This window comes from Lysinibacillus sp. NPDC094177 (assembly GCF_050279145.1).
Lineage (GTDB): Bacteria > Bacillota > Bacilli > Bacillales_A > Planococcaceae > Lysinibacillus.
Genome location: NZ_JBNNTW010000020.1, coordinates 14,960 through 38,160, shown reverse-complemented (window position 1 = coordinate 38,160; position 23,201 = coordinate 14,960). Strand labels below are relative to the sequence as shown.

Sequence of the window (23,201 nt, the reverse complement as noted above, 5' to 3'; positions counted from 1 at the left end):
GGCCATCATGCCGTATCAATATGCAAACTCACAATTAAAAATATTTTCACTTAATTCTAATAATCCACTTGCTCAAGAAATTGCTCAAGAAATGGGTGTTGAATTAGGTAAATCTTCTGTTAAGCACTTCAGCGATGGAGAGATTCAAATTAGCATTGAAGAAAGTATTCGTGGTTGTGATGTGTTTATCGTGCAGTCTACTTCTGCACCTGTAAACGAACATTTAATGGAGCTTTTAATTATGGTAGATGCTGTAAAACGTGCATCTGCTCGTACAGTAAACGTTGTAATGCCTTACTATGGCTATGCTCGTCAGGACCGCAAAGCAAAAGCACGCGAGCCAATTACAGCTAAATTAGTAGCAAACTTACTTGAAACAGCTGGTGCAACACGTGTTATCGTTTTAGATTTACATGCACCGCAAATCCAAGGTTTCTTCGATATTTTAATCGACCACTTAATGGCAGTGCCTTTACTATCTGAATACTTCAAATCAAAAGGTATTCCAGAAGATGAAATCGTTGTTGTTTCCCCAGACCATGGTGGTGTAACACGTGCTCGTAAAATGGCAGAACGTTTAAAAGCACCTATTGCAATTATTGACAAGCGCCGTCCAAAACCAAACGTTGCAGAAGTTATGAACATTGTTGGTAATGTTGATGGTAAAGTGGCAATCTTGATTGATGATATTATTGACACTGCAGGTACAATTACAATCGGCGCGGATGCATTACGTGCTGCTGGCGCGAAAGAAGTTTATGCTTGTTGCTCTCACCCAGTGCTATCAGGACCGGCAATCGAGCGTATCGAAAACTCTTCGATTAAAGAATTAGTTGTAACTAATACAATCCAACTTACTGAAGAGAAAAAATCTCCAAAAATTACTGAGCTTTCAGTAGCTAAATTGATGGCAGATGCAATCTCTCGTGTCTATGAGAATAAATCTGTAAGTACTCTATTTGATTAATAAATAAACTCCACATGCTATAAGATGTGGCTTATTAAGGACAAATCTACGTTTGAAAGTAGATTTGTCCTTTTTTATATGTCCTTTTATTTGAATTTTCTTATAAAAGGGTATAATAGTAATTTAATAATATTTACACTACTTTATGAAAAATAGTTTACCGCCTAAGGTTGGGATACATTTTATTAAAACGTAAGTTATGTGAATAAGTTGATTGGAGTGGAGACTGGGTGACTCCTTGGGTATTAGCGAAAGGGGAACGAAGGCTAAAAACATCACGTCCTGTGATAACGCCTTCGTGACCAACATCGGTGCTGTTGCTGTCGCTACGTTGCACTACGCTTTCGCACAGACAAAAACACTTTGCTACCGCTTTGCTTTCGCGCAAAAAGCATCTGTTGGCCTGAGACCATGGAGTGAAGCGAAGCGGCTCATCGGACGTCCCCAGGAAGCTTTGCTCTGCGCGAAAGCGAAGCGTCAGAGAAAACGTCCAGCCGGAACGGAAATCAACCCCACGTGGTGATGAACTAAAATAGAGGTAAATATTATTATAGCCTTAACAAATGTCATTGAAAGTAGTGACATTTATAATAAGGCGTAAATAATTTTCTTAGAAGGGGAAGTATAGATATGAGTACAGTATTAAGTGTTAACAAGCGCGAAGCTGGGCATCGTTCGACATTAACCCAACTTAGAAAAGAGGGAGCCATTCCTGCAGTTATTTACGGCTATAATTTAGATTCGACCCCAATTTCTATTTCAGAGAAGGAATTCAGAAAATCTATTCAAAAGAATGGACCAAACGATGTGTTTTCGATGGAGTTAGATGGGAAAGAAGTGAATGTTGTTGTGTCAGAAATCCAACAATGCTCTATGAAAAAAGAAATAAATCATATAGACTTTTTAGCAATTAATATGTCCGAAGCGATTGAAGCTGAGGTGCCTATTAGACTTGTTGGAGAGTCAGTTGGTATTAGTGAAGGCGGTATTTTAATGCAGCCTAATCTAGAAGTGAAACTTAACGTAAAACCAGCAGATATACCAGAATCTATTGAAGTTGATATTACAAAACTTAAAATTGGTGAATCAATTATGGTGGTGGATATACGAGATACGATTGATTTTGATATTATCAGCGAAGATAATCATATATTAGTAACCATTATGGCTCCAGTAGCGGTCGTTGAAGAAACGGCAGCAGATAGTGTACAGGAACAAGTGTAAAAATATTCGTTAAGGAAAGGCTACGGAGGAAGGCTAAACTTCTTTAGTAGCCTTTTGCATTTTAACTAATCGATATTTATGAAGGGCATTGGCAGGTATAGGCGACGTTATTCATGCGTATGCTTTGCTTTATAACATGAAGTGAAGATTTCAATTATATCAAGCCATTATTAAACTTTTACTTTCAAAAATTGTACAAAATGCTTTCTTAGTGCATGATATGGTAAAATAATGACTACTAGATTTGAAAGCAGAGGGGTACTTATGAAAATTATCGTTGGTTTGGGAAATCCAGGTAAACCTTATGAGCATACAAGACATAATATTGGCTTCGACATTATTGATGCATTAGCAGAAAAATGGGGTACACCTTTAACTAATTCAAAGTTTAATGGTATGTATGCAACTATACATCGTCCTGAAGGAAAGGTTCTACTTGTTAAACCTTTAACATATATGAATTTATCAGGGGAATGTGTTGGTCCCCTTATGAACTATTTTGATATTGATGTGGAAGATTTAATTGTTATTTATGACGATTTAGATTTAGAAACAGGTAAATTACGCCTGCGTCAAAAAGGTAGTGCAGGTGGACATAATGGTATTAAATCATTAATTCAGCATTTAGGCACGCAAGAATTTAATCGCATTCGTGTTGGGGTTAATCGCCCGCCAGCTGGCATGAAGGTGGCGGATTACGTGTTATCAAAATTTTCGAAAGAAGATCAAGTTGTTGTTGGTGAAGCTATTGAAAAGTGTGTAAATGCTGTAGAAGCATCCCTTTCAAAGCCATTTCTTGATGTGATGAATCACTTTAACGGGTAATAATAAGTTAAAGTAAAGTGTGGATATTATAGTTGTGTAGGATGACGATTTAACTTCTTTTATCGAGTGTCCAAACACCCGATGAAATAGAGGGACGCAGTCTAAGAACGCTACGTCCTGTTGTAATTTATCTGTGCGAAAGCGGAGCGACAGCAACACGGTTTTTATCTGTGCGAAAGCGGAGCGACAGCAACACGGTTTTTATCTGTGCGAAAGCGAAGCGACAGCAACACGGTTTTTATCTGTGCGAAAGCGAAGCGACAGCAACACGGTTTTTATCTGTGCGAAAGCGAAGCGACAGCAACAACAACAACAACACTCGATTGGCCCAATATCATGTTGCTGATGCTATGTTAGCACTGCGCTTTCTCACAAAAAACTTCTGCCGCTGCCGCTACGCTTTCGCGCAAAAAACATTTGTTGGCCAAAAGCCTTCGGACGCAATTGGACCGAGGCAAAATTGATCATGTTTTTTCCTGCGACTACAGCTAACTAAATTGTATAGTATAGTCTTAAACACAATGCAAAAAACTATTCTCTAATCTAAAAAGACAATTACGCTCAGGCAAAATTGAAAGTGCATAATCCTTTTTAGAAATGTCTATACTTTAAGTAGTAAGTTGCTTAAAGGGAGGATGATTTGGAGATGTCAGTTCGCTATCGATGTCGGCATTGTGAAGTAGAAATAGGAACACTACCATTTGATGCAGATGATACAATTCGAAAACTGCATATTTTCGAATTGGGTGAAGCGGATGATTATGTTGAGAAAGATCAACATGGTCAAACGACGGTGCACTGCATTTGTGAGCAATGTGAGGATTCGCTGAAACAATATCCAGATTATCACGCACTCAATAAATGGATTCAATAATTGGAAGGATGCTTTGGCGCACCTCATGTGCGTTCAAAGCTTTTTCCGTTTAATTTTATTTCAGCGAGTGTCCAAACACCCGCTGAAATAGAGGAACTCAGTCTAAGAATGCCACGTACTGTGGCATTACCGAAATGACCGACATCATGTCGGTCTTCGTGTTGCTGACGCTACGTTAGCACTGCGCTTTCGCACGAAAAACATATGCAGGCCTAAGCACAAAGCCGATTCCGGACGTAATTATGTCGAGACGTAATTGATAAAATAGACAACAAAGATTTGTATTATAGTACTAGATTACTAGTAAATAGCGAAGAGAATTATGCGCTGAAAGGAGCTTTTGACATTGGAAGTTTTACGACAGCTTGTGATGCAGGACAAACATATCACATCATTTTTACAGGAGATTCAGAGCGGTCATTCTACAACACAGCTTATTACAGGATTAACTGGAAGCGCGCGCCCGGTAATGGTCGACGCGTTATTTGAATATGTAAAAAAACCTATTTATATTGTATCTCCTAATCTATTGCAGGCGCAGAAAATGGCTGATGAACTGGCGGGACTTTTAGGTGAGGAGCATGTTCATTATTATCCTGCTGATGAGTTTATTGCTGCAGATTTGTCTGTTGCCTCTCCAGAGTTACGTGCTGAGCGAATTGCGACACTTGATTGCCTAGCTAGAGGTGAAAAAGCTGTTTATGTGATACCAGTTGCGGGCTTGCGCAAAATGATGCAGCCTAAGGAGCATTGGCTACAGTATTTTTTACAAATAGCAGTAGGCGAAGATATTCAAATTGATAAATGGCTGCAAACATTAGTAGAGATGGGTTACGTGCGTAATTCGATGGTGACAACACCTGGAGAGTTTGCGTTACGTGGTGGCATATTAGATGTTTATCCCCCATATTTAGAGTCGCCAATTCGTATAGAACTATTTGATACCGAAGTAGACTCGATTCGAACATTTTCTGCGGACGATCAACGTTCAATTGATAAATTGCAGAAGGTCCGTATCCTACCTGCGTCAGAAGTTATTTTGACAAAAGAAGAAAGAATGGCATTGGCAGATCGTTTAGAAGCTGCATTAGCGACAAGCTTAAAGAAAGTTAAAAAGCAGGAGACTAAGGAGTTACTGTATCAGCATATTCAATATGATATTGAATTGTTAAAGCAAGGAAATTTACCGGACTATGTAAATAAATATGGTTCGTTATTGTATGAGAAAACAGCATTTTTAGGAGATTATTTTACGCATGATGGGATTGTGCTGTTTGATGAGCTCGGGCGTATTCAGGAGGTTATGGATGCTTGGGAGCGTGAAGAGGATGAATGGTTTTTATCCTTAATTGAAGAAGGAAAAATGGTGCACGATGTAAAGCCGGCCTTCTCTTTAAAAGAAATTCTAGCAATGCTATCTCAGCAAAAGCTATATTTCTCATTATTTTCGCGAACATTTGCAGGTATATCCTTTAATAAAACGACTAACTTTTCTTGCAAGCCAATGCAGCAATTTCATGGCCAAATGTCATTATTACAAAGTGAGATTGAACGCTGGTTGCTTGGTAAATTTACAGTCCTAATTGTTGCAAGAGATAAAGAACGTGTTAGACGTGTACAGCAAATGCTTGAGGAATATGATATCCATACGACAATAGGTGATCCGACAGAAGCGGGTATTTATATTGTGGATGGCACGCTGTCTAATGGCTTTGAATTACCACTACAACGCTTGGTGATTGTCACAGAGGATGAGCTATTTAAACAACAAGCGAAGAAAAAAGCACGTCCTCAAAAAATGACGAACGCAGAACGTATTAAAAGCTATACAGAAATTAAACCTGGCGACTATGTTGTACATGTACATCATGGTATTGGGAAATATATTGGTTTAGAAACATTAGAGGTAAATGGTACACATAAGGATTATTTACACATTCGATACCGTGCAGATGATAAGTTATATGTACCGGTAGAGCAAATAGATTTAATTCAAAAATATGTAGCATCTGAAGATCGTGAACCAAAGCTACATAAATTAGGTGGAGCAGAGTGGAAAAAAGCCAAAGCAAAGGTATCCTCTGCTGTGCAAGATATTGCTGATGATTTAATTAAGCTCTATGCGAAACGTGAAGCAGAGAAGGGTCATGCATTTGCGATTGACAATGACGATCAGCGCAGTTTTGAGGCTTCATTCCCTTATGAAGAAACTGAGGATCAGTTACGTTCAATTATCGAAGTAAAACGCGATATGGAGCGTGAGCGTCCTATGGATCGTCTTGTATGTGGAGACGTAGGATATGGTAAAACAGAGGTAGCGATTCGTGCTGCATTTAAAGCAATTCAAGATGGCAAACAAGTAGCTTTCCTTGTGCCTACAACGATTTTAGCCCAGCAACATTATGAAACGATTCGTGAGAGATTCCAAGACTTTGCTATTAATGTAGGTCTCTTGTCTCGTTTCCGCACAAAAAAAGAACAAACAATGACGTTAAAAGGTTTAAAAGAGGGGCAAGTTGATATTGTAGTTGGAACACATCGAATTTTATCTAAAGATTTATTATTCCAAGACCTTGGACTGCTGATAGTTGATGAGGAGCAACGTTTTGGTGTAACACATAAGGAAAAAATTAAGCAATTAAAAACGAATGTTGATGTATTAACGCTAACGGCAACTCCAATTCCAAGAACTCTTCATATGTCGATGGTAGGTGTTCGTGATTTATCGGTAATTGAAACGCCACCAGCAAATCGTTTCCCTGTACAAACCTATGTAATGGAGCATAGCGGTGCATTGGTTCGGGAAGCTATTGAGAGAGAAATGGCGCGTGGTGGACAAGTATTCTACTTATACAATCGTGTAGAAGATATGGCTCGTAAGGTTGATGAAATTCAAACGCTTGTCCCGGAAGCGCGTATTGGGCATGCGCATGGCAAAATGACAGAATCAGAATTAGAATCTGTCATACTAGCCTTTTTAGAAGGTGACTATGATGTGCTTGTAACGACAACCATTATTGAGACAGGCGTAGATATACCGAACGTTAACACATTAATTGTTCACGATGCCGATCGAATGGGCTTGGCGCAGCTTTATCAATTACGTGGGCGTGTTGGGCGTTCTAATAGGGTGGCATATGCTTACTTTATGTATCAACGTGATAAAGTTCTTACAGATGTAGCCGAGCAAAGATTGCAGGCGATTAAAGAATTTACCGAGTTAGGTTCAGGATTTAAAATTGCTATGCGTGACTTATCTATTCGTGGTGCTGGTAACCTACTTGGAGCACAGCAGCATGGCTTTATTGATTCTGTCGGTTTTGACTTGTATTCACAAATGCTGGAAGAGGCTATTGCTGAGCGCCAAACAGGTGTGAAAAAAGAAGAGAAGCCTGACATTGAAATTTTATTGAGTGTTGATGCGTATATCCCAGATGTATACATTCCTGACGGCTATCAAAAAATTCAAATGTATAAACGTATTAAAGCGATGGATCAAGTGGAGGAGTACAGTGAAATCATGGAGGAATTAGAGGATCGTTTCGGGGATCTTCCAATTGAAACAGAGCGCTTACTTCGAATTGCACGTATGAAGGTATGGGGCTTAGGTACAGGCATATTGTCTGTGAAAGAAAAGCAAAAAATTACCACAATATTGTTGTCTGAAGAAGGTACCGGACAAGTTGATGGTAGTAAAATTGTGGAAGAATCCATGAAATTTGAACGTGCTGTCGGATTTGGAATGGATGGTATGCAATTGAAATTAACGATTGATGAACGAAAATGTGGGAAATATCAACCCTTTGATATTTTAGAAGAATTGATGCATATTATTGCTAACGCAAATAAACAACAATAGTAGAAAAGCTGATCTTATCTCTTTGGGATAATGATTAGCTTTTTTTTATTGTTAAGAGGGATTTCCGTCCAAGGTACTCGTTTTTTTGTTGAGCGTCGAACCGCATCCTCCGCTTACCCGCAAAATACATTACGTTTTATTACCATCAATTAGAGTTGTATGCCAAAAGATACATACTGAGTGAAATAAATGATTGGACTGAAGACCGAGTGACTCCTCGGAGATCAGCATCACAAATGAGACCCTGGAACGAGCGGGTAAAGGGATGAAGGTTAAAAGTATCATGAACTGTGATAACATCTTTAGAAAACTGTTCTTTTGGCTCATTGACTAGGTAGCAAAAGTTGGATTATTATTATTGCTCAATAAATTTTTTTTATAAATCATTTATAAAAAATGTTTTTATGGTTAATCTAAGATAAGTTGATTGAAGTTAAAATTCTACATGCTAAAAGTATTGAAGCACAATTGCTTGGCTTTTAAGGGCATTTTGAAAAATATTGTTGGCTGTGAAATCCTTTTTCTTCAGTTTTTGCATAGATTGCTTCTTAAAAAACCATACTATAGTTGAATAAAAATTTCATTGTAGCGAAAGCGAGGCATTAAGAATGAAGGCAACAGGAATTGTTCGTCGTATTGATGATTTAGGGCGTGTGGTTATTCCAAAAGAAATTCGTAGGACGCTACGTATTCGTGAGGGTGACCCGCTTGAAATTTATACAGACCGTGAAGGTGAAGTAATTTTAAAGAAATATTCTCCGATTAACGATTTGGGAGAATTTGCAAGAGAATATGTAGAAACATTATATGAAACATTAGGTACTCCAGCATTTGTAACCGACCGAGATGAAGTAATTGCTGTCGCAGGAATTGGTAAAAAAGAGTATATTAATCGTCGTATTACATCCTTTGCGGAAGGTTTTATGGACGAGCGTTCAACAAAAATAGAAAAAATGGAAACAACTATCGAGATTGTTCCTGGGCAATATGAGCAAGTAAAATCTTATTGTGCAACGCCTATTATGGTAAATGGTGATCCGATCGGCTGTATTATCGTTTTATCTAAGGTGCATTTTGTCGGTGAAGTTGAAGTGAAAGTTGCGGAAACAGCTGCTAACTTCTTAGCTAAACAAATGAATAGTTGATGAGAATTGAAAGTTATTGCGCTGACCTTTTAGGCTGAACAATAACTTTTTTTTATACATAGTTGTCTAAAGAATAGTTATGTTCTTTCAGCAATTTTTTTGTGTAGAGAAAGCAAAGCGTCAGCACAGAAGACTCCCATCTCTAAAGGTGACGAGATGAATGCGAATGTGTCCTTTTCAGTGACGAAATTGATGGTGGTGCTTACGAGCGCGTCAAACTTTTGGATATGCTATACTATTGGCATTGTTAAAGAAGGAAAGAGGGCAATTTATGTCGGAAAGTTTTGGCATGAAAAGCTACATGAAAGGCGCGGCCTTACTTACAATTGCTGCTCTTATAGTGAAGGTTCTTAGTGCAATTTATCGTGTGCCTTTTCAAAATCTTGTTGGTGATGAAGGGTTTTATATATATCAGCAGGTGTATCCAGTTATATCCATTTTTGTCGTATGGACAGCTAGTGGCTTTGCGGTAGCTATTTCTAAAATGCTTGCAGATAATGATTGTATTTTAGACCCACTAGAGCGAAATCAGAAACGAAGCGCAATTATGCGTATTGTTTTTCGTTATTTAACAGTTCTATCGGTATTGTTTTTTGTTGTTTTATTTGCTGGTGCTGAAATAATTGCACAGCTAATGGGCGATACTCAACTTGCACCTTTAATACGGACTGGTTCTTTGATAGTTCTTGTCATGCCAGCGCATGCTATTTTAAAGGGTGGCTTCCAATCAAGAGGTATTATGGAGCCAATTGCTTACGCTCAAGTTCTTGAACAAGCTGTGAGAGTATCTGTTATTTTAGCAGGTACATTTATCATTATGAAGACGACAAAATCACTATATAGTGCTGGGCAAATGGCCATTATAGGTACGGTTGTTGGAGAAATTGTAGGCTTTATATTACTTGCGTTTATCTTTAAAAAACGTTTTGGTTTATTTGAAAGTAAGAAACAACAGCAACGTATCGAAAGTTTTCCCATCATTAAAGAGGTCACATTGTTAAGTTTAAGTATAAGCATGAGTGGCCTGTTGTTACTTGGCTATCAGCTAGTTGATTCCTTTTCGATTTATTCACTATTAATAGAAGGTGGAATGGATCAGACGGTAGCTAAGGAAACAAAAGGTGTTTATGATCGTGGGCAGCCATTGGTACAGCTTGGAGTTGTCATTGCTTCTTCGCTTTCACTTGCTATTGTGCCTCTTGTCGCACATATGTCCAAAAAGCAGGAAGGCCGTAGTGCAATTCCGTTTATACAACTAACGTATAGAGCATCTGTATTATTTGGGTGGGCAGCATCTCTAGGTTTAATACTCGTTATGCCTTATATTAATGCAATGCTCTTTAAAACAGATGCGCTGTCGGAAGTACTTATGGTATATGTGTTACAAATTGTGCCTTTGTCGATTATTTTGACATTTACAGCTATTCTGCAAGGCTATGGAAAATTAAAAAAGCCAGCTTTATTTTTGATTATAGGTTTTATGTTAAAAATAATATTGAATGTGCTGACAATTAGTTTATTTGGTGTGTTAGGTGCGGCTATTGCTAACAATGTCGGTCTATTGTTTACTGCTATTATGCTTGTTTTCTATTTAAAGAAAATGACAGCAATTCAATTAGCACCAGCCACTTTTTACAAAAAAGTTGGAATTGCATCACTCAGCATGGCAGTTGTAGTGCTAGTTTGGTTACAGTTTATACCATCGTTATTAAACCAATTTTTATCACCTCGATTTGTCGCGGTGGTATCGGGTATTTCAGCCGTGTGTTTAGGTGCATTTGTAATGATTACAGTAGTTACTAAGTTACGAGTGCTAGCCGAAAAAGAGTGGTACTTACTACCGTTTGGTCGCAAGATGGTAGTTTATCAATTATGGTTAAATCGGAAGAAGTAGGTGGATTTATTGAATACTTTAACAGTTATTGGTCTAGGTGCGGGTGATTTTAATCAACTGCAAATGGGTGTCTATAAAAAGCTAAAAGCCGCTAGAAAATTATATGTTCGTACAGTGGATCATCCTGTATTAGAAGAATTATCAGCTGAGGGCTTGCATTTTGAAAGCTTCGATGCAGTCTATGAAAAACATAATTCATTCCAGCCTGTATATGAGGAAATTGCAGAAAAGCTTGTGTCTGCTGCGGCAATTGAAGATGTAATGTACGCTGTGCCAGGACATCCTCTTGTTGCGGAGCAGACTGTACAATTGCTTATTGCTGCTGCGGATGAAGGGAAAGTAAAATTAGTCATTGAAGGTGGGCAAAGTTTCTTAGATCCAATATTTGGTGCGTTGAAAATCGACCCAATTGAGGGTTTTCAACTGCTGGATGGCACTAGCTTTTCTATGCATGACATTAATATGCGTCAACATATTTTAATAGCCCAAGTATACGATACATTTAGTGCATCAGAAGTAAAGTTAACGTTGATGGAGAAATACGATGACGAATACCCTGTTACAGTCGTTACAGCAGCGGGCTCGTCACAGGAGAAGTTAGTGACAGTACCACTATATGAGCTCGACCAAAGCGTTGAGGTGGACAATTTAACAACGGTATATGTGCCACCTGTGAAATCACAAGAGGACGCTTTACGAGACTGGGCAACTTTCCGTCAAATTATTGCTGTTTTACGAGGCCCGAATGGCTGTCCGTGGGACCAAAAGCAAACACATGAATCACTGAAAAAATATTTACTAGAAGAAGCGCACGAATATTTGGCGGCGGTAGATGCAGAGGATGACTTTGCAATGATCGAGGAGCTTGGAGATGTACTATTACAAGTATTCCTTCATGCACAAATCGGAGAAGATCAAGGTTACTTTACATTGGAAGATGTATTAGCTTCAATAAGCGAAAAAATGATTCGTCGACACCCGCATGTATTTGGAGATGTATCGGTGGAAGATGCAGAGGGTGTTGTAGCCAATTGGGAAGTTATAAAAGCGGAAGAAAAGGGTATAAGTGATAAACCGCTATTGAAAGAGGAGTACCGGGCGTCTTCTGCTCTACAAACAGCATATAATTATCAAAAAAGAGCTGCAAAAGTAGGGTTTGATTGGCCCGATGTGGATGGTGCGTGGGACAAGTTTGCGGAGGAATGGCAAGAATTTCGTAATGAGGTGACGAAAGGTACAAATGCGTCACGTCTTGATGAATTTGGAGATGTCTTGTTCACACTTGTGAATTTAGCACGTTTCTACAAGCTATCTCCTGAAGAGGCTATGTTACATGCTAATGAGAAGTTTGCGAGACGCTTTGGTTATGTAGAAGCAAAGGTTAAGGAAAGTGGAAAGCCGTTTTCTGAATACACATTAGAACAATTAGATGCTTTTTGGAATGAAGCGAAGAAGCTAGAAAAGGAGTAAAAATATGCGATTAGATAAATTTTTAAAGGTATCACGTTTAATTAAACGCCGCACATTAGCGAAAGAAGTAGCAGACCAAGGTCGTATTACGATAAATGGTAAGGTTGCAAAAGCTAGTAGTGCTGTTAAAGCCGGCGACGAGCTAGCCATTCGTTTTGGTCAAAAAATTGTGACAGCACGTGTAGAAGAATTACGTGACACTGTGAAAAAAGAAGATGCCGCAAAAATGTTTACTATTTTGAAAGAAGAGCGTCTTGAAAAAATTGAGCCTGAATTTATTGATGACGAGGACTAAATCAATTATGCCTTGGCATAATTGCGTCCGGAAACCCACATTCATCTCAACGCCTATTTAGGTGGGAGACTTCTGTCTTAACAGTATCTCACCAATAATAACGTAGAAGTCTTCTGAAGTAGTCGCTTGGCTTTTGACATAAATGTGCTTTGTGGAGATAAAAGTGGACAACTTTAATAAAGTTGTCATGCTTTTAAGGTTGTCCGCATAAAGTGAACAGAAGCTAGGACGACTAAAGGAGGAAGAAAATGACGCTACATCAAGAAAGTAACCGTTACACAATTCCATCTGGAGAGCATATTTTAACGATTCGTAATCGTAAAAGAATGGACATGACTTCTGTAAAATCAATTGAACGCTTTGATCAGGAAGAGTTTTTCATCAAGACGTCCCAAGGGCATTTGTTAATCCGTGGAGAAGAACTGCATATCGTTCATTTAGATGTTGACAAAGGGTTATTGACACTTGAAGGAACTGTAAAAACTTTGCAGTACGACGAGGAGGAAAGTGGCTTCTCGAAAGGTTTCCTTCATAAGTTGTTTGGATGATTGTTAGCGAACAATTTGTTCAGCTATTAGTCATGGTTTTGAGCGGTATAGCAGTCGGGTTCATTATTGATAGTGTAAGGCTCATTGTTTTTTCGACTCCAAAAAGGTCAAGCCTTCGAAGATGGATGATGGTATTTGAATTACTCGCTTGGATTCTACTCGGAGGTCTGACATACTATTTATTATTTTGGCTAAAAGATGGCGCTTGGCGGGCTTATGACCCGCTAGCGCAAATAGCCGGAATTTTTTTGTATCAAACATTTTTCCAAACAATTTTACGTTTCATCGCAAGGGTTTTGGTGAATATAACATGGAGACCATTGTGGTTTATCATACGATTAATAAGTGCTATCATTCGACAAATTTTTAAAATATTAATAAGTATTGGAGCTTTTGTTTTAAGACCTTTTGTCAAAATTTATTCGTATTTGTCCAACACTTTTTTAAAAAAATTTCGATTTATCAAGTATAATAAAAGACAACAATAATTTTCGGAGGTACGGGCATGACTAAACGTCGTTCATCAAATGATGGCCAACAAAACTATACTAAACTTGATAATGACTATGTCCGTAACACGGATAAAGCTATAAATCGTAAAATTCAAGCGCGGAAACGGAAAATGCGCCGTATTGCCTTTTTTGCGATTGTACCAGTCGTTATTATTGCCTTTCTCTTAAATATAATTTCGAATCAAAATGAGACACTAGCTGCAAAAGAGCGGAAAAAGGATGAGGCAAATCAGCATCTTTCTGAATTGAAAGAAGAGCGAGATTCGTTAAATCTTAAAATCAAACAGTTAGAGGATGATGAGTATATCGCAAAGCTATTACGCAAAGATTATTTCTTATCCGAAAAAGGTGAAGTAATTTTCATTATACCGGATGAAAAAGATAAAAAAGGCGATATACCAGAAAAAAAAGGTAAAAAAGACAGCAAATCAGAAAAGGAAGGTAAAAAAGACGACTGAAAAGCTATGTATTGTTGACACTCTTTTTTTGTTATATATAATGAAAAGAGAAACTAATGTAGTAAAAAGTTTGATTAAATTGATTACATGACTCAAATGAGTCGCTTAATTTTTAAGGAGGAGCATTTTTTTTATGTCAATTGAAGTAGGCAGCAAGGTACAAGGTAAAGTAACAGGAATCACAAATTTTGGAGCATTCGTTGAGCTGCCAGATGGCAAAACAGGCTTAGTACACATCAGTGAAGTTGCTGATAATTATGTAAAAGATATCAATGAGCATCTAAAAGTTGGAGATGAAGTTGAAGTAAAAGTGATGAATGTTGAAGCGGACGGAAAGATCGGTCTTTCAATCCGTAAAGCAAAGCCTCAAGCAGAGAGACCAGAGCGTCCAGCACGTCCACGTCGCGATAATCGTTCTAATGATCGCAACGAGCGTCATCAACCGAAAGAGAATTTTGAGCAAAAAATGGCACGTTTCTTAAAAGATAGTGATGAACGTCTAGCAACACTTAAACGTGCTACAGAGTCAAAACGCGGTGGTCGCGGAGCTAGAAGAGGGTAGTTTGCTGACTGTTTTAATCGTAGAAAAAGTGTGTGAAATAGAGTTGGGATTAGCTTGTTATAAAGCTAATCCCTTTTTTAAATGCTTGAATAATATATTCCCCAAAAACTTCATAGAAAATGGACACCACATACATCTCGTCTAGTTGGAAGTCATAATCCCTTTTCTAGTAAGGGTATAAGAATCTTCCTACAACGTGGATGTTGGTCTTTTTTTCTTTTTAGGAGCTGGTATAGATGCTTGTTCAGTAAGTGTTTCTGAAGACTTTTCGGCTGGATTAACAACCATATTGACAAGTAAAAACACCCCGTATACACTAACCGCTAGTCCGGTGAGGAGTAAAAATATTTGTACAGCGAATGGTAAATTAATAAGAATGGATATGAGAATAATCATAGAGCCACTTCCACAAATTAAAGCAGCTTTAGTTAATGAACCCAAAAGAAAAAAACCTCCTAGTAAACACGCTCTTTTCATTATTAGTATGCCATATTTTTTAGCTCATCTCCATAACGTGCGTGGGGTTATTTCCGTTTTGACTGGGGATTTTCTAAGGAGCGTCTGATAAGCCGCTAGGAGCAAGTAATAAGTTTTTTGGTGCGAAAGCGAAGTGTTAACGTAGCGACAGCAACAACGGTGTTTGTCTGTGCGAAAGCGAAGTGCTAACGTAGCGACAGCAACAACGGTGTTTGTCTGTGCGAAAGCGAAGCGGCAGCGACAACGGGAAATTGGTCACGATGCCGTTATCGCAGGACGTTCTTTTACTGGTTACTCCAGGGGCTCAGACAGTAAAAAATAAATAATTACGATATTTCTAGTATCCAACTTTAAAACTTTAATGGTCATTGCACACTAATCTGCAAAAAAATAGGCGCCTCAGAAATAATTCTGAGACGCCTATTTGAGATGACCCCTACGGGATTCGAACCCGTGTTACCGCCGTGAAAGGGCGGTGTCTTAACCACTTGACCAAGGGGCCTACTATGGTGGCGGCCGAGGGGATCGAACCCCCGACCTTACGGGTATGAACCGTACGCTCTAGCCAGCTGAGCTAGGCCGCCATTAAGATTATGGAGCGGAAGACGAGGTTCGAACTCGCGACCCCCACCTTGGCAAGGTGGTGTTCTACCACTGAACTACTTCCGCGTTTTTTTTAACAACAAGTTAAATAATACAAGCCTTTGTTACTAACGTCAAGTGGTTTTTTAAAAAAATTTAATAAAAATATATGGTTTTATTAATTATTTAAAACGTATACCATTTATCTTCATTCAATAGAAGACTCTCACCTTTGAAGACGGTGAGATGAATGCGGATGTGGCTCCCTTTCAATGGGTGTTCCACACACCTACTGAATGAAGATCAAGCCTCCGGACGTAATGACGCCGAGGCGTAATTGATATACGTTATGGTGAAGAACCTATTTGATGGGAAATTTATCAAACTTTTTGTTCTTAAGTAGAAAAGTATCGGCTTAACTGCTGACTATAGCATTTTGACGAAATAGGGGGCGTCGATCAATGAAAAAGAAAGGATGAAAGGGCACTAGACCTCTTATGGTATAGATTTTGTAAAGTGTATATGTAACGACAACGAAACTGAGTTGAGGGAATTTTCTGTTATTTAAAAACCGATTACATTGAAGGAAACGTTTCTAATCTAGTACGGCTTATACTTTTTGTAGAAATTGTTGCCATTTCTCGTATTTATGCATATGTATTCGTCGAAATTTTTATATTTTTTTCTGTCACCGTCAGACAATCTTTCCGCACATAATTTCTTATAATAGCTCCAAAAGTGAAGATAGAAAGGGGATAGTGAATTGACGAGTATTGAATGGTATAACACAGCAAATGTAGACGGCCCAAAATTGGGAGTGAAAAAAAAGCAATTGCTAATCGGCTCTCTACTTTTTTTAACATCCTTTTTTTTAGCCCAGTCTGTTGTATTTGAAGCGGCAGTACCTTTCTCGGTTCCTTTTTGGGCAATTATTCGAACGAAGTATAAAGAATATGCCAAATATGTTTTGTTTGGTAGTTTAATTGGATGTTTTTTCCTTGGTCTTGGACAAGTCTTCATTTTAGCATTGCAAATCGTTATGTATGAATGTATCATGCGCTTCCGTTATTGGCAGCTTCCACAGAGTATAGCAGTTTCTTTAGCCATACTGCTTGTACAAATAATGTGGCAGGGAGTTATGTATCAAGGCTTACCACCGGTGCTTGTGCAATTTTATGTAGGCTGTGAAGCGGCATTAGCTCTTATTATGACGCTGTTTATGCAAGTGTTGTTTGTCAATTCATATGAATGGTTTACGAGTCATTGGACTTATGAGAAGCTAGGATCTGGATTAGTTGTATTCGCTGCTATGCTTACAGGGATGCAAACAGTTGTCATTAGCTATTTTTCACTCCCCATTTTTTTATTACAACTATTAATTTGCTTTGGAGCATTAGTAGGGAGTGTGCCATTAGCGACAGTTATCGGCGCTGTGCTCGGGACTCTCATTGGTATTGCAAAACTTTCATTTACGGGTATGCTGTCTGTAGCCACCTTAACAGGATTGTGTGCGGGGATGGGAGCTCGTGCTGGAAGATTTGGTGTAGCAATTGGCAGTATTTTGCCAAGTGTGTTTTTTTTATTTTACGATGCAACATTGCCGTTAGATAGTGTTTATTTTACATCGATTGCTGCGGGGAGTATTGTATTTCTAACTATCCCGAAAAAATATTCTGATAAGGTGCGGGACAAGTTGTTTCCGCAGCGCGAGGAGGTCTTACTCGCCCGTCAAAATTGGTTAACAGAGCATGTTGCGTTTAAATTAGAGCATTTTCAGCACTTTGTACAATTTATGAAGGAGCTTGTGTTTGAGCGCTTTATGACAGCCCCTATAGAAGAGGCGAAAGAAGTGTCACCGATGAATACATGCTTAAGTTGTTTCCGTTATGATCGCTGTTGGGGAGCGCAAAATAACGGAATGGACAAGCTGATGACAGACTGGTTTCATATGAAGGGTGTTGGGAAGGATTCTTCTCTTCATCGTGTCGAAGAACAAATACGCTATAAATGTGTAAAATCAACGAAAATTTTCGAAGAATTGGAAACAGAGTTGTATAGAGAACGTATTAATGGACAGTACTTTCATGGTAAGAAAATGATTGCGCTTCAGCTACGCGATATGAGCAATCATCTAAATCAATTAATAGCGGAGATGAAAGAAGAGACTATTTCATTCGTTAGTGTGGAAAAGGACATTACCCAACGATTAAAGGATGCACATATTGAATGCTTTCAGCTAGATGTGCTAAGTAATAAGCCTGGAGCACGGAAAATTGTCTGCGCTTTAGCACCAGCGAGAGTCAATTGGGAGGAAGACACAACATTAGCTGAACGGATGATACTACCGATTTTATATGATATTTTTGAAGAACCATTTGAAATTGAAAAAGTAGTAGCGTGTGATATTCCATTTCGTCACATTCAAGTAAGCTTTAGATCAGCTATTAGCTTTGAAGTAGAGTATGATATATATAGCATGTCTAAAGATGCGACTTTATATTCTGGTGATTCCCATGCATTATTTCAATTACATCCTGGACTATTTGCAATTTTATTGTCAGATGGTATGGGTCAGAGTAAAGAAGCACAACATGAAAGCAGAAAGCTAATTCATTTAATGCGGGAATGTTTAAATTACAATATGAACCCAGAGACTGCGATGCATACGTTGCATTATGTCATGTCCTTAAAGCAACAAAATGATATGTATGCAACGCTTGATTTTGCACTTGTCGATTTACAACACGGTGATTTATGGTCATGGAAGGCTGGAGGAATGTCTACGTATATTTTACGTGGGAAAGAGGTGCTGAAGGTTGAGAGCAATGCAGCCCCTGTAGGTTTTTTATCCATTTCAGCAGTCGAGGCTGAGAAAAGAAAGCTTAAAGCGGGCGATGTGATTTTGATGCACTCTGATGGATTGTTTTCAAGTGTTGATGATTGGGACGAGCAGGAAGAGGCGTTTTTAGCGTATGCACAGCAGGTAGCAGGCACTACTAAAACCATACAGGAAAAACTAACAACGATTATGCAGTCATTCCAATCTTACTATGACATTGACGACGATTGCACAGTATTGATGCTAGAAGTTACACATGTTGTACCTACATGGGCTGTGTTCAGGCCAGTTCAACACTCTATGAGCAATTCATCATAATAGAAAACGAAAAGGGGAGGAGAAGCGTTTGTCACTTGAATTAAAGGTCAAATTATTTATTGAAGAAGAGCAATTATTACAGCAAGACGACCATCTTCTCATCGCCGTTTCGGGTGGAGTGGATTCAATGGCTTTACTCCATTATTTTGTCAAAACAAAAGAGCAATGGGGAATTAAGGTGGAAGCCGTACATGTTGATCATATGCTAAGAGGTGAAGCATCTGCTGAGGACAGAGCTTTTGTCCAAAAATATTGTGATGAGTATGGTGTATACTTATATTCAAAGGCTATTTCAATACCAGAAATTATGGCTTTAGAAAATGGCAATACACAGCTTATTTGTCGTAGAGAACGGTATCAATATTTTAAAGAGGTCATGGAAAAAACAAATGCTAGAAAGCTTGTAACTGCACATCATGCGGACGACCAACTGGAGTCAGTATTAATGGCCCTGACAAAAAATGCAACGATAAATGGTATGCAAGGTATACGTTCACAACGTATTTTTGAAGGGAAATCATTAATTCGTCCGTTTTTAACGGTTACAAAGTCCGAAATAAGGGAATATTTACTTAAGCAAGGTTTAGATTATCGGGAAGACGCTAGCAATTCTAAGGACACCTATGTGCGCAATCGTTTTAGACATCATGTGGTGCCTTTGTTAGAGGTAGAAAACCCACGAGTAACTGAGCAGGTAACCCATTTTACAAAACAATTGCAAGAAGACGATGCCTATTTAATGACTTTAGCGGAGGATGTATTTTCTAGAACGGTAAAAAGAATAGACGGAAATACATATAGCATGGAAATAAAGGCTCTTCAATTGGTACCACTTGCTTTACAAAGGAGGCTCATTTTAATACTATTAAACTATCTTTACAAAGATTCAAATACGATACAAAGTTATGCTTTATTGACTTCAATTTCAAAGCTTTGTGATACGACAGCTGGGTATGCTGAAGTTCACTTGCCAGAGGATTTTATAGCGGTTCGCCGTTATGGGAAATTAACGATTCAGAAGAAAGAGCCAATAGAAGGTCAAGTTTCTCCTGGAAAAAAGATAATTTCGACTGCTAATGGGTGGACAACACTGTCAAACGGTGAACGTTTATGCGTAGTTGAGTTGCCTAATTTATCGTCTGAAATGTTGACGGATACTGCAAAACTTTTTTATTTTAACGCTAGCAAACTCAAACTTCCACTCTATGTTAGGGCGCGTAAGGAAGGGGACAGAATACTGTTAAAAGGAATGGATCAGCCAAAACGCTTATCTCGCCTTTTTATAGATGAAAAGATTCCTTTAAATGAGCGAAATAGCTGGCCGTTACTGATTTCTCAATATGATGAGGTCGTAGCGGTAATTGGTGTGCGTATGGGAATGTTTTTTTCAACCTCTCCGCAACCAAACGATGATACAGTGCTCATCGTAGACTAAGGTCTTTGTAAAATTTCACCGCAAAAGGTTGAACATTTTTTTATACACACGAGGAGGAATCGATATGTTACAAAATGACATCGAAAAAGTTATGATTACAGAAGAACAATTACAAGAAAGAATCGCTGAGTTAGGGGCACAATTGACAGAGGAATATAAAGATTCATTCCCGTTAGCTGTTGGTGTTTTAAAAGGAGCAATGCCTTTTATGACAGATTTGATGAAACGTTTCGATTCTTTCATTGAGCTAGACTTTATGGATGTTTCTAGCTACGGCAATGCTACAGTTTCGTCAGGGGAAGTAAAGATTCTAAAGGATTTAAATACAAGCGTTGAGGGGCGCGACGTATTAATCATCGAGGATATCATTGATAGCGGCTTAACGTTAAGCTATTTAGTAGACTTATTTAAATACCGCAAAGCAAAATCCATCAAAATCGTTACATTGTTAGATAAACCATCAGGTCGTAAAGTAAACCTAGATGCTGATTATGTTGGTTTTGAAGTACCGGACGGTTTTGTTGTAGGGTATGGTTTAGATTACGCTGAAAAATACCGTAATTTACCGTATATCGGTATTTTAAAACCAGAAGTATATTCTTTCTAACAAGTAAGAAGTTAACGAAAGAACACCAGCTATGAGAAGTAAGAACCTCCAGCGAAGGTCATGGATTTAACATAATTCAAAAATCTATGCACGTTGTTCAGCTGTATCAAACAGGTACAACTAGGCTGGGACATAGTAAATAAATGCATAAATATGTTTTGATTTCGACATAAATCGCATGAAACTTTTTTTATGTAGGGCTTTTCGTTGTATGATGAAATCATGATATGTTAAGATTTTACTTATAATTTTTCTGTTTGTAATGAGGAGGCTGGAGATGAATCGAATATTTCGATATACCATATTCTATTTACTGATTTTCTTAGTGATTATCGGTATTTTTGGTACTTTCAATGGTGGAAATGCACCAACGAAAGAGTTATCTTATCCTGAGTTTCAAAAAGCTCTAGATAATAAAGAAATAACAAGTGCTACAATTCAACCTGATAAATCAGTATACATCGTTGAAGGTACATTGAAGGGGTATGAAAAGGGACAACGCTTTACAGTAAATATCCCTCGTGATAACCAAGCTTTAATGGAACGCATCGATAAAGCTGCTAAGGATACGAATAGTAATATTAAATATTTAACTGCACCAGAAACAAGTGGATGGATTCAGTTCTTTACAGGGATTATTCCTTTCATCATTATCATTTTCTTATTCTTCTTCCTAATGAGTCAATCTCAAGGTGGCGGTAATAAGGTGATGAGCTTTGGTAAAAGTAAAGCCAAACTTTATGATGATCAGAAGAAAAAAGTTCGTTTTACAGATGTAGCGGGTGCTGATGAAGAGAAAGCAGAGCTTGTAGAGGTTGTTGATTTCTTAAAAGATCACCGTAAATTTACTGAAATTGGTGCTCGAATTCCAAAAGGTATCTTACTTGTAGGTCCTCCTGGTACAGGTAAAACATTACTTGCACGTGCAGTGGCAGGTGAGGCAGGCGTACCATTCTTCTCGATTTCAGGTTCTGACTTCGTAGAAATGTTCGTCGGTGTCGGTGCATCACGTGTTCGTGACTTATTTGAAAATGCAAAGAAAAACGCACCTTGTATCATCTTTATCGATGAGATTGATGCGGTAGGTCGTCAACGTGGCGCAGGTCTTGGTGGTGGCCATGACGAGCGTGAACAAACGCTGAACCAATTGTTAGTTGAAATGGATGGTTTCGGGGCAAACGAAGGTATTATTATTATCGCTGCAACAAACCGCCCAGATATTTTAGATAAAGCGTTATTACGACCTGGTCGTTTTGACCGTCAAATTACAGTAGGACACCCTGATGTAAAAGGTCGTGAAGCGATTCTAAAAGTACATGCGCGTAACAAGCCTTTATCGGATACAGTGGATTTAGCTGCTGTTGCTCAACGTACACCAGGTTTCTCAGGTGCCGACTTAGAGAACTTGTTAAATGAAGCTGCACTTGTAGCTGCTCGTAAAAGTAAACGTACAATTAATATGGCAGATATCGATGAGGCATCTGACCGTGTAATTGCAGGTCCAGCAAAAGCTAGTCGTGTATACTCAGCGAAAGAGAAGAAACTTGTATCATTCCACGAAGCCGGCCACGTAGTTGTTGGTTTAGAGTTAGATGAAGCAGATACAGTTCACAAAGTAACAATCGTTCCTCGTGGTCAAGCTGGAGGTTACGCGATTATGTTACCGAAGGAAGAACGTTTCTTCACAACAAAACAAGAACTACTAGACCGTATTGCCGGACTTCTTGGTGGTCGTGTGGCAGAGGAAATCGTACTTGGTGAAGTATCTACTGGGGCACATAACGACTTCCAAAAGGTAACAAGTATTGCACGTGCCATGGTTACTGAATATGGTATGAGTGAAAATCTTGGTGCAATGCAGTTTGGTTCAAGTCAGGGTGGGAATGTATTCCTTGGTCGTGACTTTAATTCAGATCAAAACTATTCTGATTCAATCGCTTATGAAATTGATAAGGAAATGCAAAAAATTATCGATTCGCAATATGAGCGTACTAAACGAATCCTAACTGAAAAACGTCATTTACTTGATTTAATTGCAAACACATTAATGCAAAAAGAAACATTGAATGCGCAAGAAATCGAGCACTTACGTGATCACGGTGTCTTACCGGAACCTGAGGTAGAACCGGTTGTGGAAAAAGCTCCTAAAGCTGAAGCTCAACCAATATTAGATGTAGTTGGTGAACAGGCTGTTCAAAAAGAATTGCTTAGCAATGAGCCAGATCCAACAACAGCTGATTTACCTAAAGAAGGTAGAGAGTCGATTGATACACCAAAAGGTATCGATGAAAAGCGTGATTAATACGTGAT

General features: G+C 38.5%; 19 protein-coding genes and 3 tRNA genes. 18 read left to right on the top strand and 4 right to left on the bottom strand.

Features of this window, described 5'->3' with window-relative positions:
* Positions 1 to 7 precede the first annotated feature (7 nt).
* The 13 genes from ACQKNC_RS21005 (at position 8) to ACQKNC_RS20945 (ending at position 14,633) form a co-directional block, all read left to right on the top strand.
* Positions 8 to 967, top strand: a complete 960-nt coding sequence (locus ACQKNC_RS21005) for a ribose-phosphate diphosphokinase (protein ID WP_427426665.1) — start codon at positions 8 to 10, stop codon at positions 965 to 967.
* Between the two features lie 630 nt (positions 968 to 1,597).
* Entirely contained in the window at positions 1,598 to 2,191 is a 594-nt protein-coding gene (locus tag ACQKNC_RS21000) for a 50S ribosomal protein L25/general stress protein Ctc (RefSeq protein WP_427426664.1), read from the top strand.
* Between the two features lie 264 nt (positions 2,192 to 2,455).
* The gene (pth, locus tag ACQKNC_RS20995; protein WP_427426663.1) at positions 2,456 to 3,016 is read left to right on the top strand and encodes an aminoacyl-tRNA hydrolase; all 561 of its coding nucleotides are present in this window, start codon (positions 2,456 to 2,458) and stop codon (positions 3,014 to 3,016) included.
* A gap of 646 nt (positions 3,017 to 3,662) precedes the next feature.
* Entirely contained in the window at positions 3,663 to 3,890 is a 228-nt protein-coding gene (locus ACQKNC_RS20990; RefSeq protein WP_004229176.1) for an anti-sigma-F factor Fin, read from the top strand.
* Between the two features lie 346 nt (positions 3,891 to 4,236).
* Positions 4,237 to 7,749 (top strand): transcription-repair coupling factor, encoded by a 3,513-nt coding sequence (gene mfd, locus ACQKNC_RS20985; protein ID WP_427426662.1) that lies wholly within the window; start codon positions 4,237 to 4,239, stop codon positions 7,747 to 7,749.
* A 608-nt stretch (positions 7,750 to 8,357) separates the two neighbouring features.
* Positions 8,358 to 8,894 (top strand): stage V sporulation protein T, encoded by a 537-nt coding sequence (spoVT, locus tag ACQKNC_RS20980; RefSeq protein WP_427426661.1) that lies wholly within the window; start codon positions 8,358 to 8,360, stop codon positions 8,892 to 8,894.
* A gap of 271 nt (positions 8,895 to 9,165) precedes the next feature.
* A complete protein-coding gene (locus ACQKNC_RS20975; protein ID WP_427426660.1) occupies positions 9,166 to 10,788 on the top strand; it encodes a putative polysaccharide biosynthesis protein in 1,623 nt (540 codons plus the stop codon).
* Between the two features lie 9 nt (positions 10,789 to 10,797).
* Entirely contained in the window at positions 10,798 to 12,258 is a 1,461-nt protein-coding gene (gene mazG, locus ACQKNC_RS20970; protein ID WP_427426688.1) for a nucleoside triphosphate pyrophosphohydrolase, read from the top strand.
* A gap of 4 nt (positions 12,259 to 12,262) precedes the next feature.
* Positions 12,263 to 12,553, top strand: coding sequence for an RNA-binding S4 domain-containing protein (locus ACQKNC_RS20965; protein WP_068986595.1), 291 nt, complete (start codon positions 12,263 to 12,265; stop codon positions 12,551 to 12,553).
* A gap of 248 nt (positions 12,554 to 12,801) precedes the next feature.
* Entirely contained in the window at positions 12,802 to 13,101 is a 300-nt protein-coding gene (gene yabP, locus ACQKNC_RS20960) for a sporulation protein YabP (protein WP_004229167.1), read from the top strand.
* Complete coding sequence (gene yabQ / locus ACQKNC_RS20955; protein WP_427426659.1) at positions 13,098 to 13,589, top strand: spore cortex biosynthesis protein YabQ; 492 nt, start codon at positions 13,098 to 13,100, stop codon at positions 13,587 to 13,589. The genes yabP and yabQ overlap by 4 nt, the downstream gene beginning before the upstream one ends.
* Positions 13,590 to 13,606: 17 nt before the next feature.
* Positions 13,607 to 14,071 carry an FtsB family cell division protein gene (locus ACQKNC_RS20950; protein ID WP_427426658.1) on the top strand — a complete coding sequence of 155 codons (465 nt, stop codon included), beginning with the start codon at positions 13,607 to 13,609 and terminating at the stop codon, positions 14,069 to 14,071.
* Positions 14,072 to 14,204: 133 nt separating this feature from the next.
* On the top strand, positions 14,205 to 14,633 hold the full coding sequence (locus ACQKNC_RS20945) for a S1 domain-containing RNA-binding protein (protein WP_004229154.1): 429 nt from the start codon (positions 14,205 to 14,207) through the stop codon (positions 14,631 to 14,633).
* Positions 14,634 to 14,822: 189 nt separating this feature from the next.
* On the opposite strand, the gene ACQKNC_RS20940 is transcribed toward ACQKNC_RS20945, so the two are convergent.
* Positions 14,823 to 15,074 carry a hypothetical protein gene (locus tag ACQKNC_RS20940; RefSeq protein ID WP_427426657.1) on the bottom strand — a complete coding sequence of 84 codons (252 nt, stop codon included), beginning with the start codon at positions 15,072 to 15,074 and terminating at the stop codon, positions 14,823 to 14,825.
* A gap of 205 nt (positions 15,075 to 15,279) precedes the next feature.
* On the opposite strand from ACQKNC_RS20940, the gene ACQKNC_RS20935 reads away from it, so the two are divergent.
* On the top strand, positions 15,280 to 15,432 hold the full coding sequence (locus ACQKNC_RS20935) for a hypothetical protein (protein ID WP_427426656.1): 153 nt from the start codon (positions 15,280 to 15,282) through the stop codon (positions 15,430 to 15,432).
* 108 nt (positions 15,433 to 15,540) lie between these two features.
* Here ACQKNC_RS20935 and ACQKNC_RS20930 read toward each other — a convergent pair.
* From ACQKNC_RS20930 to ACQKNC_RS20920, 3 genes are all read right to left on the bottom strand, one after another.
* Positions 15,541 to 15,612, bottom strand: a tRNA-Glu gene (locus ACQKNC_RS20930).
* 5 nt (positions 15,613 to 15,617) lie between these two features.
* A tRNA-Met gene (locus tag ACQKNC_RS20925) sits at positions 15,618 to 15,694 on the bottom strand.
* Between the two features lie 10 nt (positions 15,695 to 15,704).
* Positions 15,705 to 15,779 (bottom strand) — tRNA-Gly (locus ACQKNC_RS20920).
* A gap of 676 nt (positions 15,780 to 16,455) precedes the next feature.
* Here ACQKNC_RS20920 and ACQKNC_RS20915 point away from each other — a divergent pair.
* The 4 genes from ACQKNC_RS20915 to ftsH all read left to right on the top strand — a co-directional run bounded on the left by ACQKNC_RS20915 (position 16,456) and on the right by ftsH (position 23,193).
* A complete protein-coding gene (locus ACQKNC_RS20915; RefSeq protein ID WP_427426655.1) occupies positions 16,456 to 18,849 on the top strand; it encodes a SpoIIE family protein phosphatase in 2,394 nt (797 codons plus the stop codon).
* Positions 18,850 to 18,877: 28 nt separating this feature from the next.
* Positions 18,878 to 20,284 (top strand): tRNA lysidine(34) synthetase TilS, encoded by a 1,407-nt coding sequence (gene tilS, locus ACQKNC_RS20910; protein ID WP_427426654.1) that lies wholly within the window; start codon positions 18,878 to 18,880, stop codon positions 20,282 to 20,284.
* A 64-nt stretch (positions 20,285 to 20,348) separates the two neighbouring features.
* The gene (gene hpt / locus ACQKNC_RS20905; protein ID WP_427426653.1) at positions 20,349 to 20,891 is read left to right on the top strand and encodes a hypoxanthine phosphoribosyltransferase; all 543 of its coding nucleotides are present in this window, start codon (positions 20,349 to 20,351) and stop codon (positions 20,889 to 20,891) included.
* A 277-nt stretch (positions 20,892 to 21,168) separates the two neighbouring features.
* Positions 21,169 to 23,193 (top strand): ATP-dependent zinc metalloprotease FtsH, encoded by a 2,025-nt coding sequence (gene ftsH, locus ACQKNC_RS20900; RefSeq protein WP_427426652.1) that lies wholly within the window; start codon positions 21,169 to 21,171, stop codon positions 23,191 to 23,193.
* Positions 23,194 to 23,201: the final 8 nt, after the last annotated feature.

Coding starts and splice junctions, on each gene's coding strand:
- pth (WP_427426663.1), top strand. CDS start 2,456: ATGAAAATTATCGTTGGTTTGGGAAATCCAGGTAAACCTTATGAGCAT.
- ACQKNC_RS20950 (WP_427426658.1), top strand. CDS start 13,607: ATGACTAAACGTCGTTCATCAAATGATGGCCAACAAAACTATACTAAA.
- spoVT (WP_427426661.1), top strand. CDS start 8,358: ATGAAGGCAACAGGAATTGTTCGTCGTATTGATGATTTAGGGCGTGTG.
- hpt (WP_427426653.1), top strand. CDS start 20,349: ATGTTACAAAATGACATCGAAAAAGTTATGATTACAGAAGAACAATTA.
- ACQKNC_RS21005 (WP_427426665.1), top strand. CDS start 8: ATGCCGTATCAATATGCAAACTCACAATTAAAAATATTTTCACTTAAT.
- yabP (WP_004229167.1), top strand. CDS start 12,802: ATGACGCTACATCAAGAAAGTAACCGTTACACAATTCCATCTGGAGAG.
- ACQKNC_RS20990 (WP_004229176.1), top strand. CDS start 3,663: ATGTCAGTTCGCTATCGATGTCGGCATTGTGAAGTAGAAATAGGAACA.
- yabQ (WP_427426659.1), top strand. CDS start 13,098: ATGATTGTTAGCGAACAATTTGTTCAGCTATTAGTCATGGTTTTGAGC.
- ftsH (WP_427426652.1), top strand. CDS start 21,169: ATGAATCGAATATTTCGATATACCATATTCTATTTACTGATTTTCTTA.
- ACQKNC_RS21000 (WP_427426664.1), top strand. CDS start 1,598: ATGAGTACAGTATTAAGTGTTAACAAGCGCGAAGCTGGGCATCGTTCG.
- ACQKNC_RS20975 (WP_427426660.1), top strand. CDS start 9,166: ATGTCGGAAAGTTTTGGCATGAAAAGCTACATGAAAGGCGCGGCCTTA.
- ACQKNC_RS20965 (WP_068986595.1), top strand. CDS start 12,263: ATGCGATTAGATAAATTTTTAAAGGTATCACGTTTAATTAAACGCCGC.
- ACQKNC_RS20945 (WP_004229154.1), top strand. CDS start 14,205: ATGTCAATTGAAGTAGGCAGCAAGGTACAAGGTAAAGTAACAGGAATC.